Source organism: Streptomyces chiangmaiensis, assembly GCF_036281785.1.
Classification (GTDB): domain Bacteria; phylum Actinomycetota; class Actinomycetes; order Streptomycetales; family Streptomycetaceae; genus Streptomyces; species Streptomyces chiangmaiensis.
The window spans coordinates 19,663-34,467 of the sequence record NZ_JAYWVC010000032.1 but is presented as its reverse complement, the minus strand read 5'-3'; the positions used below and the strand labels follow the sequence as shown (position 1 = coordinate 34,467).

General features: G+C 71.0%; 12 protein-coding genes and 1 pseudogene. 6 read left to right on the top strand and 7 right to left on the bottom strand.

What is annotated here, in order from left to right; translation table 11 throughout:
* Nucleotides 1-12: 12 nt before the first annotated feature.
* A complete protein-coding gene (locus VXC91_RS13235) occupies nt 13-801 on the bottom strand; it encodes a protein phosphatase 2C domain-containing protein (protein WP_329507352.1) in 789 nt (262 codons plus the stop codon).
* Nucleotides 802-1,159: 358 nt separating this feature from the next.
* Here VXC91_RS13235 and VXC91_RS13230 point away from each other — a divergent pair, with 358 nt between their 5' ends.
* Genes VXC91_RS13230 through VXC91_RS13210 form a run of 5 tightly spaced genes read left to right on the top strand, consistent with a single transcriptional unit; the run spans nt 1,160 to nt 6,931 of the window.
* Nucleotides 1,160-4,117: a sensor histidine kinase gene (locus tag VXC91_RS13230; protein ID WP_329507351.1), complete on the top strand. Its 2,958-nt coding sequence runs from the start codon at nt 1,160-1,162 to the stop codon at nt 4,115-4,117.
* On the top strand, nt 4,114-4,653 hold the full coding sequence (locus tag VXC91_RS13225) for a roadblock/LC7 domain-containing protein (RefSeq protein WP_329507350.1): 540 nt from the start codon (nt 4,114-4,116) through the stop codon (nt 4,651-4,653). Before VXC91_RS13230 ends, VXC91_RS13225 begins: the two co-directional genes overlap by 4 nt.
* Nucleotides 4,650-5,054: a DUF742 domain-containing protein gene (locus VXC91_RS13220; RefSeq protein ID WP_329507349.1), complete on the top strand. Its 405-nt coding sequence runs from the start codon at nt 4,650-4,652 to the stop codon at nt 5,052-5,054. The genes VXC91_RS13225 and VXC91_RS13220 overlap by 4 nt, the downstream gene beginning before the upstream one ends.
* Nucleotides 5,035-5,682, top strand: coding sequence for a GTP-binding protein (locus VXC91_RS13215; RefSeq protein ID WP_329507348.1), 648 nt, complete (start codon nt 5,035-5,037; stop codon nt 5,680-5,682). Before VXC91_RS13220 ends, VXC91_RS13215 begins: the two co-directional genes overlap by 20 nt.
* A 13-nt stretch (nt 5,683-5,695) precedes the next feature.
* Complete coding sequence (locus VXC91_RS13210; RefSeq protein ID WP_329507347.1) at nt 5,696-6,931, top strand: styrene monooxygenase/indole monooxygenase family protein; 1,236 nt, start codon at nt 5,696-5,698, stop codon at nt 6,929-6,931.
* Nucleotides 6,932-7,084: 153 nt separating this feature from the next.
* Here the strand turns inward: VXC91_RS13210 and VXC91_RS13205 are convergent.
* From VXC91_RS13205 to VXC91_RS13190, 4 genes and pseudogenes are all read right to left on the bottom strand, one after another.
* Nucleotides 7,085-8,243, bottom strand: a pseudogene (locus VXC91_RS13205) (NlpC/P60 family protein).
* A 103-nt stretch (nt 8,244-8,346) separates the two neighbouring features.
* Nucleotides 8,347-8,661 carry a hypothetical protein gene (locus VXC91_RS13200; RefSeq protein WP_329507346.1) on the bottom strand — a complete coding sequence of 105 codons (315 nt, stop codon included), beginning with the start codon at nt 8,659-8,661 and terminating at the stop codon, nt 8,347-8,349.
* Nucleotides 8,662-8,721: 60 nt separating this feature from the next.
* Nucleotides 8,722-9,447 carry a TetR/AcrR family transcriptional regulator gene (locus VXC91_RS13195; protein ID WP_329507345.1) on the bottom strand — a complete coding sequence of 242 codons (726 nt, stop codon included), beginning with the start codon at nt 9,445-9,447 and terminating at the stop codon, nt 8,722-8,724.
* Between the two features lie 116 nt (nt 9,448-9,563).
* The gene (locus VXC91_RS13190) at nt 9,564-10,493 is read right to left on the bottom strand and encodes an AurF N-oxygenase family protein (protein WP_329507344.1); all 930 of its coding nucleotides are present in this window, start codon (nt 10,491-10,493) and stop codon (nt 9,564-9,566) included.
* A 136-nt stretch (nt 10,494-10,629) separates the two neighbouring features.
* Here VXC91_RS13190 and VXC91_RS13185 point away from each other — a divergent pair, with 136 nt between their 5' ends.
* Nucleotides 10,630-11,742, top strand: coding sequence for a ferritin-like domain-containing protein (locus VXC91_RS13185; RefSeq protein ID WP_329507343.1), 1,113 nt, complete (start codon nt 10,630-10,632; stop codon nt 11,740-11,742).
* Between the two features lie 131 nt (nt 11,743-11,873).
* Here the strand turns inward: VXC91_RS13185 and VXC91_RS13180 are convergent, their stop codons facing one another.
* Nucleotides 11,874-13,388 carry a peptidoglycan D,D-transpeptidase FtsI family protein gene (locus VXC91_RS13180; protein ID WP_329507342.1) on the bottom strand — a complete coding sequence of 505 codons (1,515 nt, stop codon included), beginning with the start codon at nt 13,386-13,388 and terminating at the stop codon, nt 11,874-11,876.
* Complete coding sequence (locus VXC91_RS13175; protein ID WP_329507341.1) at nt 13,385-14,764, bottom strand: FtsW/RodA/SpoVE family cell cycle protein; 1,380 nt, start codon at nt 14,762-14,764, stop codon at nt 13,385-13,387. The genes VXC91_RS13180 and VXC91_RS13175 overlap by 4 nt, the downstream gene beginning before the upstream one ends.
* Between the last annotated feature and the right edge of the window lie 41 nt (nt 14,765-14,805).

Sequence of the window (14,805 nt, the reverse complement as noted above, 5' to 3'; positions counted from 1 at the left end):
GCGGCGGCGTCCTCACAGCTCCACGTGCACCACTGTCGCGTCGTCGTGGGTCTTGCTGCGGCGCAGGTGTACCCGCTCCTCGCGATCGGCGGCCTCCAGCTCCCGTACGCGCTCCACCAGTGCCGCCGCCCCCTCCTTGCGCACGAACGTCAACAGGTCCGTCCAGTCGCCCTGGCGGAACTTCTCGGTCCACCGGGTCGCGCCGTCGGTCAGAGCCGTGAGGGTGCGCACCGCCCCGCGCGGCAGCTCGCCCGTGACCGCGCGGGCGGCGACCGACGGGTCCGCCGCCGCGGTGAAGAATCCCCCCTCCTTGTTGCGGACCGTGGCGTCCGCGATCGCCTCCGTCGCCAGACTGGCGCGCGGGACCTGGGCGAGCCGGTCGTCGAGGAGGGCGGTGACCGTGCCGTCGGCGGACTCGGCCAGGAGAGCCGAGTCGGAGAGGACCAGATACTCCACCGCGGCCTCGGACCAGCGGGCGAGGACCACGGTCGCCTGAGGGGTGCGCGGGTGAGAAAGGTCACAGGTGGCCGCGTGGGCGTCGGCCGTGCGGAGAATCGCGTGCGAAAGGATCTCCGGCAGAGTCAGATCCCGGCGGGAAACGGACAGTTCGGTCAGCGCTCCGCCGAGCCGTGCGCAGAACCAGGGGACGGAATGAAGACAGCCGTCGTCGCCCTGCGGTGGGGTCACCCCGTCGAGCACGACCAGTGCCCCGCCCTGCCCTGAAGCCGGTAGCGCGAGTGCGGCGAAGTCCTCGTTGGAGCGGGCCGGGTCGCCGGGCTCGGAGATGAGGTCAGTACGCATTCGGCCAGTCTGCACGAGCCCTTCACAAGGTCCACAGGAGACTGGCAACGGTTTCCGAATCGGTGCGGCCTACCAGGTCAGGCGCCTGGTTTGGGATGGAATGATCGACTCCGGTGAAGCGTGGTGGCGAATATTGCCAAAGTGTGCCGCCGACGTCCAACCGGCCCGCCGGGCACGCCCGCTGCGCGGGCGAGAGGAACTTGCCGCCGACTCCTCACCGATGTTCACTCCTTCGGGTGGCGGGTCAGGCGAAGCGAGACCTCTGTCCACCGGCACTGGGAGGGTCGGAAGCCGTCGTACCGGGTCGACGCCCCAGTTGACGGACCGTCACCCGGGCCCATGGGTATACGAGTCAGGAATGCGAGCACCGGTGCAGAAGAAGCGGCCTCGGCGCACAGGCAAGCAGACAGCCCCCGAACGGGACGCCTCGTCCGAGTCCGTGGGCAGCGGCCGTCCCACCCATGTGCGGAACCGGCTGATCGTCGCGGTGGCCGTGGTGGCCGCCGCGATCGCGACGGCCGGGGCGCCCAGTGTCATCGGGGCCTCCGGCCGGCTCGGCGACGCCCAGAGTCTGGTGACGCTCGCCGAGCAGACACAGGACGCCCTCACCCTGGCCCACTCACTGGCCGACGAGCGCGACGGGGTCACCTCGTGGGTGGCCTCCGGGCGGCCCAAGTCCGGCGCGCCCGCGGAGCAGCAGAGCACCCGGGTCGACCGGGAGATCGAGGACCTGCGCGCCAATCCGGACATCCCGGCGGCGCTCCGCAAGGACCTCGACGTCGTGGGTGCCGTGCGACGGGCGGCGCTCGTCGGCAAGAGCAGCGCTCTCGAAGCGCACCAGGCGTACTCCGCCGCCATCACCGAGCTGCACGCCCTCGCCGAACGGCTGGCCGAAAAGATGCCGTCCCGCGCGGGCTCCGGCGCCTACGCGCTCGCCCAGCTCGACAGCGCCGTGCAGCAGGCCGCGGCAGCCCGGGGTCTGCTGGTAGCGGCCCTGAACATCCCGAGCACCACCGAGACGACCATCGACCCGATCACGGGTCTTCCGACCACCACCACCAGTTCCTCGGAGGCCGACACCAAGCAGCGCGACGCGCTCTCGGCCGCCGCTCAGCAGGCCGCCGTCCGCTCCGGCGCGGCCGTCGCCGACTTCCGCGACAACACGCCCGACAAGGCCCGGAACTCGTACGACTCCACGGTCACCGGCCCCGAGGTCACCTCCGCCGAGAAGTACCTCAAGGCCCTCACCGACCAGCCCACCCTCTCCGACCGCGACCTCCGCTCGAGCGCCAAGAAGGTCGACGCCGCCCTGTCCGCCCGCGTCGACCTGATGCGCGGCGTCGAGGCCTCGCTGTACGAGAGCCGCAACAAGGACCTCGCCCAGCTGCGCGACGACGACGTCACCACGCTGGAGATCCGCATCGCCCTCCTCGGCGCGCTCCTGCTCGTTGCCGTCGGCATCGCCACGGCCATGGCCCGCAGCCTCACCCGCCCCCTGGCCGTCCTTCGTATCGGCACGGCCAGGGTGGCCGCCGATCCCGCCACCGAGGAACCGGTGAAGTTCACCGGGCGCAACGACGAGTTCGCCCAGGTCGTCCGCTCCGTCAACGCCCTGCACGCACACGCCGTCGCCCTCCAGGAGCGCCTGTCCACCCTGGAGTCCGACCGCAAACATCTCGTCGGCCAGCGCCAGACCATGGCCGACGAGCGCGCCAGGCTGCGCAACGACCTCACCGAGGCCTCCGCCCACCTGGAGCAGATCCGCCACAGCATCCACGGCACCTTCGTCAACCTCGCCCTGCGCACCCTCGGCCTGGTCGAACGGCAGCTCAGCGTCATCGAGGGCCTGGAGGAGCGCGAGCAGGACCCCGAGCGGCTCTCCACGCTCTTCAAGCTCGACCACTTCGCCACGGTCATGCGCCGCCACAGCGAGAACCTCCTCGTCCTGGCCGGCACCGAGCACGTCCAGCAGCACGCCGGTCCCGTGCCGCTCGTCGACGTCCTACGCGCCGCGGTCAGCGAGATCGAGCGGTACGAGCGGGTCCGGATCGCCGCACTCCCGCCGCACGCGCACATCGCGGGGTTCGCCGCCGACGACCTCTCGCACCTGGTGGCCGAACTCCTGGAGAACGCCACCTCGTTCTCGCCGCCCGACGTCCCGGTCGAGGTCTCCGGCTGGCTCCTGGAGAGCGGGGAGGTGATGCTCTCCGTCCAGGACGAGGGCATCGGCATGAGCGGCGAGCGGCTGAGCCGGCTCAACGACCGGCTCGCCGAGTTCGACCCGGACGACCCGTACGACCAGGAGAGCGGGGAGGGCCTCGGGCTCGGACTGTATGTGGTCGCCCGCCTCGCCCACCGGCACGGCGTCCGCGTCCGGCTGCGCGAGCAGAAGCAGGGCGGTGTCGCGGCGGTGGTCGTTCTGGCCAAGCCTGTGCTGGCCGCGGCCCCGGCGGCCGCCGTGCCTGTCGCGGGACCCGCGACGGGCGGCGCGCACAGCGCCTCTCTGCCCGGCGCCGACGCGGAGGTCAACTCGAACGTCCTCAGCGGCCGTTCGCGGATGTCGGTCCAGGAGCCCGAGGGGGACGAGGACCCGCTGATCGCCGCGGCGGAACAGGCCGTACGGGAGCGCGAGGAGAGCCCGGGCTTGCAGGAGTCCGTATGGGACGAGCACGCCGTGGGCGAGGACGGGGCCGCGCGGGAACATGGTGCCGCGGCCGCGGCGGCGGACGAGCCCGTGGGGGAGCCCGGATCCGTTCCGGACGGCGAGCCTGCGGGGAAGCCCGCCTCGAGCGCGCCCGAGCCCCTCGCGGAGACCGGCCCCGAGACCACGATGGAGCTGCTGCTCCCGTTGCCCAGGAGGAACGAGCCGGCAACCGGTGCGGCCGCCGCCATCCCCGCCCAGACCTCGGCCGACCCGTACGCCATAGGGCCCGACTCCCACGACCGAACCGACGACGAGGGTGGGCCGCGGCCCGCCCCGGCGCCGCAAGAACCCCGGGAAGAGCCGCAGGAGCCCGAGGCCCCCCGGCTCACGTCCAAGGGGCTTCCCAAGCGCACTCCGAAGATCTCAGCGCCCGCCCCGGCCGCACGGCAGCGCGCCGGCGGTGTGGACGCCGAGGCCCTGCGCCGCAGACTCGGCGGTTTCCACCGCGGCGCCAAGGAGGGCTACCGCCATGTGGCGGCGGAGGCCTCCGAGGAGACCGGCGAGACGCAGCAACCGGCGCAGCGGCCCACGTCACCGTCACACACCGCCGCACCCGGCACGGCACAGGATGTAGAAGCATCGGGGGGCACTGTCGAGGAGGCAAGCAGTTGACCGCGCCCAGTACCTTCGGACTGAGCAGTGAGGCACGCAATCTGCACTGGCTGCTGACGAACCTCGTCGAGGAGGTGCCAGGGCTGCTGTCGGTCGCGGTGGTCTCCTCCGACGGACTGCTCCTGCTCTCCTCCGACCCCGGCCTCCCCCACGCTCGAACGAGCTCGCGCGGGGGGACCCCCACGGCGGAGGCCCAGGCCAGGCAGGAGGGGAGGCCCGGCGGCCCCAGAGGGTCCTCCGGCGACCTCGCCAGCATCGTCTCCGGCGTCGGCAGCCTCACCATCGGTGCCGCGAAGCTGATGGACTTCGGCGGGGTCAAGCACACGATGGTCGCGATGGACGAGGGCAGCCTGTTCGTCATGTCCATCAGCGACGGCTCGCTGCTCGGCGTGCACGGCTCCGCGGACTGCGACATGAGCGTGGTGGCCTACCACATGGCGCTCTTCGTGGGCCGTGCCGGACACGTCCTGACCCCCGAACTCCGCAGCGAGCTGCGCAAGTCCTTGGAGGCCGCGTCGGCAGGGAGCGCCCGATGAGCAGCACACCGAAGAAGCTTCCCGTGCGTGGCGGCGACCGTAAACCGGCCCGTGTGCGCCCCTATTCGCTCACCGGCGGACGCACCCGTTTCGGGCATGTGCTGCTCGTCGAGACCTTCGTGGCCGCACTGGACGCCCCGGAGGAACGGCGTGAACTGACCAATGGTTCACTGACCACCCGAGTGATGCCCGAGATGCGGGCCATCGTCGAACTCTGCCGCCGCATGCGCACGGTGGCGGAGATCGCGGCGCTGCTGAGGATGCCGCTGGGGGTGGTCCGCGTGCTCCTCAGCGACCTCGCGGACCAGGGAAAGATCCGTGTGTACGGAACCGGTCACGGCCCCGGACAGCCGGACCGCGCTCTGCTGGAAAGGGTGCTGAGTGGACTCCGTCGTCTCTGACGCCTCCCCGGGCGTCTCCCCGCTCCTCGACGGCGAGGAGCAACCGCAGGCCTGGCAGACGGACCGCACGCGCGCTCCGATCGCCACGAAGATCGTGGTGGCGGGCGGCTTCGGCGTCGGCAAGACCACCCTGGTGAGCGCCGTCTCGGAGATCACACCTCTGCAGACGGAGGCGTTGATGACCGAGGCCAGCGAGGACACCGACGACCTCACCGGGACGCCCGAGAAGCTCACCACCACGGTGGCCATGGACTTCGGCCGCATCACGCTCGACGACGACCTGGTGCTCTACCTCTTCGGTACGCCGGGTCAGCAGCGGTTCTGGTTCATGTGGGACGACCTGGTACGCGGTGCGATCGGTGCGGTGGTCCTGGCGGACACCCGGCGGCTCGCGGACTGCTTCCCGGCGCTCGACTACTTCGAGAGCAGCGGTCTGCCCTACATGGTCGCGGTCAACCACTTCGACGGCAGCGACCGGTTCGAACCCGAGGACGTGCGTGAGGCGCTGACGATCCCCGCACACATACCTGTCATGATCATGGATGCGCGTCGCCGGATCTCGGTGATCGAGACCCTCCTGGCCCTCGTCGGCCACGCGCTCGACGTCACCCCCGAGCAGTCCCGATAGGAGCACCACCCGCATGCGGAAGATACTCGTCGTCGGAGCCGGCCAGTCCGGACTCCAGCTCGCCCTCGGTCTCCAGTCGCACGGGTACGAGGTCACCCTGATGTCCAACCGGACCGCGGACGAGATCCGCTCCGGACGGGTCCTGTCGACGCAGTGCATGTTCGACACGGCGTTGCAGCACGAGCGCGACCTGAAGCTGAACTTCTGGGAGTCCCAGGCCCCCAAGATCGAGGGGCTCGGCGTGTCCGTGGCCGGGCCGGAGTCGCAGCGCGTCATCGACTGGGTCGGGAAGCTCGACGGGTACGCGCAGTCCGTCGACCAGCGGGTGAAGATGGCCGGCTGGATGGAGGCGTTCGCGCAGCGGGGCGGCCAGCTGGTCATCCACGGCGCCGCGGTCTCCGACCTCGACTTCTTCTCGCGTACGTACGACCTGGTGCTGGTGTCGGCCGGCAAGGGCGAGCTGGTGTCGATGTTCGGCCGCGACGCCTCGCGCTCGCCGTACAGCGAGCCGCAGCGGGCCCTCGCGGTCGCGTACGTTCACGGGCTCGGCCCCCGCCCGGAGCACCCTGACTACGACGCGGTCCGCTGCAACCTCGTGCCGGGCGTCGGCGAGCTCTTCGTCATGCCGACCCTGACGAACTCCGGCCGCGCGGACATCCTGTTCTGGGAGGGCATTCCCGGTGGCCCGCTGGACGTCTTCAAGGGCGTCAAGGACCCGGAGGAGCACCTCTCCTTGACCCTGGAACTGATGGAACGCTTCACGCCGTGGGAGTACGAGCGGACCACCAAGGTGGAACTCACCGACGCGAACGGCACGCTGTCGGGGCGCTACGCGCCCACCGTCCGCAACCCGATCGGCCGGCTGCCCGGCGGCGGGCTGGTCCTGGGTGTGGCCGACGTCGTCGTGGCGAACGACCCGATCACCGGACAGGGCTCCAACTCGGCGTCCAAGTGTGCCGCCTCCTACCTCGCCTCCATCCTCGAGCACGGGGACAAGGAGTTCGACGAGGCCTGGATGCAGCAGACCTTCGACCGCTACTGGGACGTGGCCCAGCACGTGACCAAGTGGACGAACGCGATGCTCGGTGTGCCACCGGAGCACGTCCTCAACCTGATCGGTGCCGCGGGCGCGCTGCAGCCGGTCGCCGACCGCTTCGCGAACGGGTTCGACAACCCGGCCGACTTCGAGAACTTCTTCTATGAGCCGGAGAAGACGGAGGCGTACCTGGCCTCTGTCGCAGGAGCCTGACGACCTTCCGACCAGCAATTCGACCGTCGTCACCACAGGTCGTCACCCCCCTTCACCGGGTCGGTCCCGTACCGGGCGGCGGCGGCCACGGCCTGCCGCACGCCTCCTGCTCGTCGTACGGACGCGGCCACCGTGGGACCGGTGGCCGCAGGCCTACCCGGCGGCGGTCGGCGGCCGCACCGCCGCGTAACCGGCGTCGGAGCCGTCCGTGGCGCCCCGCGGGAGCGTCGGCGGTGCGTAGTGGCCCAGCGGTTGTGCCCCCCGATTCGGGCACACGGCTCCGAGCACGGGGTTGGCCGCGATCGGGGGCACCTTGATCTCGGTCCCCGGCCGGCGCCTGCACCACCCTGCCGCCTCCGAGGTACAGCGCCACACGCGTGGCCTCGGGGAAGTAGAGCACCAGGTCCCCGGGCCGCAGCCGGTTCAGCGGCACGTGGGGCAGCCCGGCCCACTGTGCCTGGCTGGTTCTGGGGATGGTTCGCCCGGCGCGCTCCCAGGCCCGCGAGGTCAGCCCCGAGCAGTCGTAGGACGCCGGGCCCGCGGCGCCCCACTGGCAGGGCTTGCCGATCTGGTCCACGGCGTACCGCAGGGCCCTGTCGCCCGCTGCGGACGGCAGGGCGGCGACCCCGGGGGCGCCGGACGACACGAACGTCTCCTGTGCCGCGGCGCTCTGGTTCTTCTCGAACGCGGCCAGTGCGGCCAGCTGTTCGGGGGTCAGGGTGGCGAGCAGCTTCTCGATGTCCTTCAGCTGCCGCTCGACGTCGTCCCGCGCCTTCTTCTGCAGGTCGGCGAGGGTGAGCTGGTCGTCGAGGGCCTTGCGTGCCCGTCGGGCGAGTGCGTCGGCCTGTTTCTCGGTGACGGTCAGCTGCTGCACGCTCTCGGCCCGCTTCCGCGCCAACTGCCCGATCACATGGCCCTCCTCCAGCGCGTGCTGCGGATCGCGGGCGAGCAGCAGGCGTACGTACGCGGAGATGTGCGTACTGCTCTGGTACTGCTGCCGGGCGAGGCGGCCGACTGCGCTGCGGCTGGTCTGCAGGGCCAGTCTGGTCCGGGTGAGACTCTCGTCCAGCCGCTTGACCTCGTCCTGCTGCTTCGTCAGCTTCTCGGTGGTGGCGTTGTAGACCTCGGTGGCCTGTTCGGTTTCGCGATAACGCTTCTGAAGGTCCGTCAGGAGTTCCGAGACCGGGCGGGGGGCCGGCTGCGCGGCGGGGCTGGTGCCGGGGTCCGGGGCGGCCACCGCGGGTGCGGAGGCGAGCAGGACCGAGACGGTCACCGCCGCCGTACACACCAGGCGCAGCAACCTTTTTGACATGTCATCACCTCCGGTGCGGGGGGTGGTCCGTCCACCTCGCACCGGCAGGATGGGACGCGCGCCACCCGGGCGCCCGCCGGGTGGTCGGTTCGGCGCAGGGAGGTCACTCGTCGGCGGTGTCCGGGCCGTCGCCCGGCGTGGCGTCTGGCTTCCGGCGCGGCTTGGGCCACGGCCACCGCAGCCGGCCGCCGCGGCGGCCCTCGGGGTCGTACTCGTACTTCCAGCCCTGGGGGAGGCCGAGTCTGCTGCTCCGGCCCGCCTCGACCCGCCGGTAGACGAGGACGGTCGGCGGGCCGCCGGCCGCGTCCGGGACCGGGACGCGGTACGTCTTCGGGGGGTGGCCGGTCGGTCCGAGCAGGACCGGCAGGACGCGCCCGTCCAGGGGGCCGCCCACGAACGGGGTGTCTTGGCTCTTCACGACACCAGTGTCCTCTTCAGGGTGCCGGCGCCCCGGCAGGGCCCCGCGCGCTGCCCCGTGTCACAGCAGGTGGCCCACGTCGCCGATCACGGGCGCGACCCGTCTGACCAGTGCGCCGACCGGCCCGTCGGCGCTCTCCAGGGCCAGCGCGCCGCGCACCACGGCGGCGGTCTGCGGGTCGCGCCCCGCGCCGGCCACCAGACAGGCCATGAACTGGTCCACGAGCCAGTCCCGCAGTTCGTCGACCGGTGGCTGTTTGTCCTCGTCGAGCCAGATCAGGGAGGCGGCCTCGACTGCGGTGATCCACGTCCGTACGGTCATCCGCAGCCGCCTCCCGGGTTTCTCCACGTCGAGATGGCTGAGGATGCGCTCGGCGGCGGCCCGCCTGACGCCGTCGACGATGGCGGTGGTGCGGGACGTCTCGACCACGCTGCCGCCCTGGAGCAGCGCGCTGAACCCGGCGTTGTGCTGGTCGACGAAGGCGAGGTAGCGGTCGAGGGCGCGTCCCAGGCGCCGGGTCAGTGGTCCCTCCGGGGGCTCGGCGAAGCACTGCTCGAGCTCCTCGGCGGCGGAGCGCAGTGCCGCCTCGTACAGCTGCTGCTTGCCGCCGGGGAAGTAGCGGTACACGAGCGGGCGTGAGACCCCGGCCGCCTCGGCCACGTCGTCCAGCGAGACCTCCTCGGGCGCGCGCTGCGCGAACAGGGACAGCGCGGCGCCGAGCAGCTGACTGCGCCGCTCCTCGACGCTGAGCCGACGGTACGCCCGGGTGGGGGCCTCGGAGGTCATATTCGGCAGCGTAACCGTGTTGTCGTACCAAACGGCGGGGTAAGCCGGTCCCGCGCCCGACCCGGCGGCCGGGGCGGCCGCCACGACGGGCCCCACCACGCCCCTCGGGCCCGTCCTCAGGCCAGCAGCCCCGACGACCTCCACAGCCGCCGCCCCACGCCCCGGAGCACGCCGATGTCGTCGAGGAAGTCCGTCAGCCTCTTCGCGCCCGTCTGCATGATCTCCCGGCGGTGGCCGCTCGCCCTGACCTGGGCCACCGCCTCCCGCTTGTCCAGGCCGACGTTCGGGTAGACGTCGGGGTTCACGAACGCCACCGAGAAGACGCGTGCGAACTCGCCGGAGGTGATCCGGGTGAACTCCTGCGACCACCGCGGAGCGGTCAGCATCTGGCGGCGCAGTTCCTCGCGTGCGTACCGGACGTGCCGGGCCTCCTCGACCACGTGGATGCGCGTGACCCCGCGGATCAGCGGCTGTACCCGCTCGTCGGGGAAGGTCAGCCGCTGCATCCAGTCCAGGACCTCCTCGCCGAGGAGGGTCGCCGTGAAGGAACCGGGCGTCGTCGAGATCGTCTTGAAGACGCGGCCCAGGTTCTGGTGCACCCGGCTCACCGGGTACCAGGGTGTCCCGCCGTGCGCGATCAGCCGGGCGAACATCTTGGAGTGCCGGCACTCGTCCTCGATCTCGGTCAGCGCATACCGCACGTGCGAGCTCGTCGCCGCCTTGTCGTAGATGTGCCGGACCAGCAGCTGCATCAGGATGATCTCGAACCAGATGCCGAGCGAGGCGAGCGACGCCGCCTCGTGCTGGGAGAGCAGGATCCGCTGCTCCTCGCCCATCTGTTTCCACAGCGGTGTGTCGTACAGCGACACCAGCTCCGGCGGCCAGAACCACTTGCCGTCCTCGAAGGGCGCGTCCCAGTCCAGTTCCTTGTCCGGATCGAAGGAGTGCTTGGCGGAGGAGGCGAGCAGCCGCTCGGCCACCTGTTCCCGGTCCTTGAGCAGGCCGAGCGCGTCGCGCAGTACCTCGGCTTCCGTCACGGTCGTCATCGCTGTCCCCACCACTTCGTCGCACGGGCCGCCGTTACCGACGGTCACGTCTTATGAGACTGCCTGTCAGCAAGGACGTCAATCCCCTGTGCGCCACTTGTTGACGCCGCGTCTACCACGTGTGAGCGTGGGCTGTATGTCGACGCATGAGCTGTATGCCAAGGACCCGGAAGAAACCCTCTGGCAGGTGCCCGCGAGCGGTGCGGCGCGGTTCAGCTGGGAGTACGACGAGGGCCGTGATCGGCTGCTCGCCCTGTACCAGAAGGGCAAGGACAAGCAGTGGGACGGGCAGAAGCGGATCGACTGGGATCTGGAGGTCGACCCGTACGACCCGCTCGGCACCCCTGACGAGGCGGTGACCCTGTACGGCACGCCGTACTGGGATCGGATGACCGACAAGGACAAGGGCGAACTGCGCAAGCACTACGCCTCCTGGCAGTTCAGTCAGTTCCTGCACGGCGAACAGGGTGCGATGGTCTGCGCGGCGCGGATCGTCGAGTCCGTCCCCGACCTGGACGCGAAGTTCTACTCGGCGACCCAGACGATGGACGAGGCGCGGCACGCGGAGATCTACGGCCGCTTCCTGCACGAGAAGATCGGGATGCTCTACCCGATCAACGACAACCTGCAGTCCCTGCTCGGCGACACCCTCAGGGACAGCCGCTGGGACATGCCGTACCTGGGCATGCAGGTGCTCATCGAGGGCCTGGCGCTGGCCGCCTTCGGAATGATCCGCGACACCACGGACAAGCCGCTGCCCAAGCAGATCCTGGCGTACGTCATGCAGGACGAGGCCCGGCACGTGGCGTTCGGCCGCATGGCCCTGCGCGACTACTACAAGCAGCTCACCGACGCGGAACTGCGCGAACGCGAGGAGTTCGTCATCGAGGGCTGCTATCTGATGCGGGACCGGCTGCGCGGGGTGGAGGTGCTGGAGAACTTCGGCATCCCGAAGGCGGAGGCGGAGGAGTTCAGCGAGAACTCCGAATTCCTCCGGCTGTTCCGCCAGTTGCTGTTCAGTCGCATCGTCCCTTGCGTCAAGGACATCGGCCTGTGGGGCAAGCGCCTCCAGCAGGCCTACGTCGACATGGGCGTCTTCGAGATGGGCGACTCCAATCTCGACCTGCTGATGGCCCAGGACGAGGAGATCGCCGAGAAGCTGGACGCGGAGCGTTTCGCGGCGGAGGAGCAGGAGCGGGTCGCGGAGGTGGGCGAGGCGATCGAGGAGGGTCGACGCCTCACGGGTTGATCACTCGATCGACGGGCGATGTGGCATATGGCGGCCTCCCCGGGGGCAGGTCCGTCGCGTTACCGGACGCGCTCTGCAACGGTGGGTCGGCTGCGGGATGTGTGACAGCCCCGTCTCAGCAGACGGCCCTGTCAACGGCCCATGTCCCGCTGCGACTCCAGCACCGCCGCCATCACCGCCCTGGCGATCGGTGCCGCATCGCCGCCCCCGCTGATCTCCCCCCGTTCGCCCGCGGCGTCCTCCACCACCACGGCGACGGCCACCGCCGGTTCCATCGCGTCGTCCGCCTGCGCCCATGAGATGAACCAGGCATACGGCTTGCCGGAGTTGTCCACGCCGTGCTGCGCCGTGCCCGTCTTGCCGCCCACCGTGGCGCCGGGGATCATCGCGTTCCTGCCCGTGCCTTCCTGTACGGCGTTCACCATCATCTCCCGCAGCGCCCCCGCGGTCGCCGGGCTCATCGCGCGTTGCAGGGTGCGCGGTTCGGTCGCGGAGACCGTGTCGCCCGCCCTTGTCGTCGTCCTCTCCACCAGGTACGGCGCGCTCACCGAGCCGTCACTCGCCACCGCGCCCGCCATCATGGCCATCTGCAGCGGCGTCGCCCGCGTGTCGAACTGCCCGATCGAGGACAGTGCCAACTGCGGCCCGTCCAGCTTCCGGTCGAAGGTGCTCGGTGCCACCGAGAACGGGATCCTCAGCTTCTGGTCGTTGAAGCCGAACCGCTCCGCCGCCTCCGTCATGTTCCGCAGCCCGATCTCCACGCCCAGCTTCGCGAACACCGTGTTGCACGACCACTCGAAGGCATACCGCAAGGATGCGTCCGCGCAGCCCCGCGCCTCGTTCGTCAGCCGGGTCGTGGTACCGGGCAGGGGGTAGGGGTCCGGGGAATCCGTCGGCGCGTCCAGGTCCCGCACGAGCCCCGTGTCCAACGCGGCGGCGGCCGTCACCACCTTGAACGTCGAACCGGGCGGATACGTCTGCCGGATCGCACGGTTGAGCATCGGCTTCGCCGCGTCCCCGTTCAGCCGCTCCCAGGCCCGGACGACAGAGGTCCTCGAACCGGACAGCTCTCCCGGGTCGTACGACGGCACCGACACCAGCGCCAGGATCCGCCCGGTCGACGGCTCGATCGCGGCCACGGCGCCGGTGCGCCCGGCCAGACCCTGGTACGCCGCACGCTGCGCCGCCGCGTCGAGGGTGGTGACCACATCGCCGCCGGGGCTGCGTGCCCGGATGAGGTCGTTCCACAGGGGGAACGGCACCAGCTCCGGGTCGGTGCCCGCGAGGAGCGCGTCGTGGGTGTCCTCCAGCAGGGTCGACCCGTAGACCTGCGAGGCGAAGCCGGTGACGGGTGCGTACAAGGGCCCGTCCGTGTACGTGCGTTCGTAGCGGAACATCCCGCCCGCGTCCCGGGAGCCGGTCACCGCGCGTCCGCCGACCACGATGTCGCCGCGCGGCGCGCCGTACCGGGCGATCATCTGCCGGCGATTGGCGGGGTTGTCGTCGTAGCGGGAGGCCTCGAAGATCTGCACCCGGGTGGCGTTCACCAACAGGGCGACCAGGAGCAACACGCACAGGGCCGCCGCCCGTTGGATGGTGGGGGCCCCTCCTGGCCGGGCGGAGTCGAGACCTCGGGGGAGGCTCACGGCACCGCCGTCCCGTCGTGCTGGCTGCGGGCCGAGTCGCTGATCCGGATGAGCAGCGCAACGATGATCCAGTTGGTGACGACGGACGAGCCGCCCTGGGCGAGGAACGGCATCGCCATGCCAGTGAGCGGGATCAGCCCCGTCACCCCACCCGCGATCACGAACACCTGGAGTGCGACGATTGACGCGAGCCCGACGGCGAGCAGCCGTCCGAAGGGGTCGCGCAGCGCCAGGCCCGCCCGGTAGCCGCGCTCCACCAGCAGGCCGTAGAGCAGGAAGAGCGCCGACAGGCCCGCGAGGCCGAGCTCCTCGCCCGCCGTCGCCAGGATGAAGTCGGACTTGGCGGCGAAGCCGATGAGGATCGAATGGCCGAGGCCGAGGCCGGTGCCGAGCGCGCCCCCGGCGGCGAAGGCGAACAGGGACTGGGCGAGCTGGTTGGGGCCGATGCCCGCCTCGATCGACGCGAAGGGGTGCAGCCAGTCTGCGACCCTGGCGTGCACGTGCGGTTCGAGCCGGCCGACGGCCAGCGCGCCGGCGAATGCGAGGAGCAGGCCGACGGCGATCCAGCCGGTGCGGCCCGTGGCGACGTACAGCAGCACCACGAACAGCCCGAAGAACAGCAGGGAGGTGCCGAGGTCGCGCTCCAGCGCCAGCACCCCGACGCTGAGCAGCCAGATGGCCACGACGGGGCCCAGGACCCGCCCGGTCGGCAACTGCAGTCGCCACACACGACGGCCGGCGTATGCCAGCGCATGGCGGTTGGCGGCCAGGTACCCGGCGAAGAAGACCGCCAGCAGCACTTTCGCGAACTCGCCGGGCTGGATGGAGAATCCGGCGACCCTGAGCCAGATCCGGGCGCCGTTCACGGCCGGGAAGAAGATCGGCAGAGTGAGCAGGGCCAGGGCGGCGACCACGCAGACGTATGTGTAGCGCTGGAGCACCCGGTGATGCCGCAGCAGCAGCACCACGGCGATGAAGAGCGCCACGCCGACCGTGGACCAGTACAGCTGGGCGGGGGCGGCCCGGTCGCCCGGGGTCTCCAGGTCGAGGCGGTAGATGAGGACCAGACCCACGCCGTTGAGCAGGACGGCGATGGGCAGGAGCAGGGGATCGGCGTACGGGGCGCGCAGGCGCACCGCACAGTGCGCGAGCAGGGCGAGGACCCCGAGCCCGGCGCCGTAACGGGCGGCGCCGGGCGGGACGGTGCCGTGTTTGGCGAGCCCGACGGCGCAGTAGCCGTACATGGAGATCAGAACGGCGAGGACGATGAGGGCGAACTCGATGCCGCGGCCCCGGGGCACGCGGTGGGCGGGAGCGGGGGCGTCGGTCGTCTCCGTGCTCGTCCCCGGCAGTCCTGGCGTTCCGGGCTGGATCATGTGCGGAACGTAGCAAGCGGGGACCGCCGTGTCCTGTTATA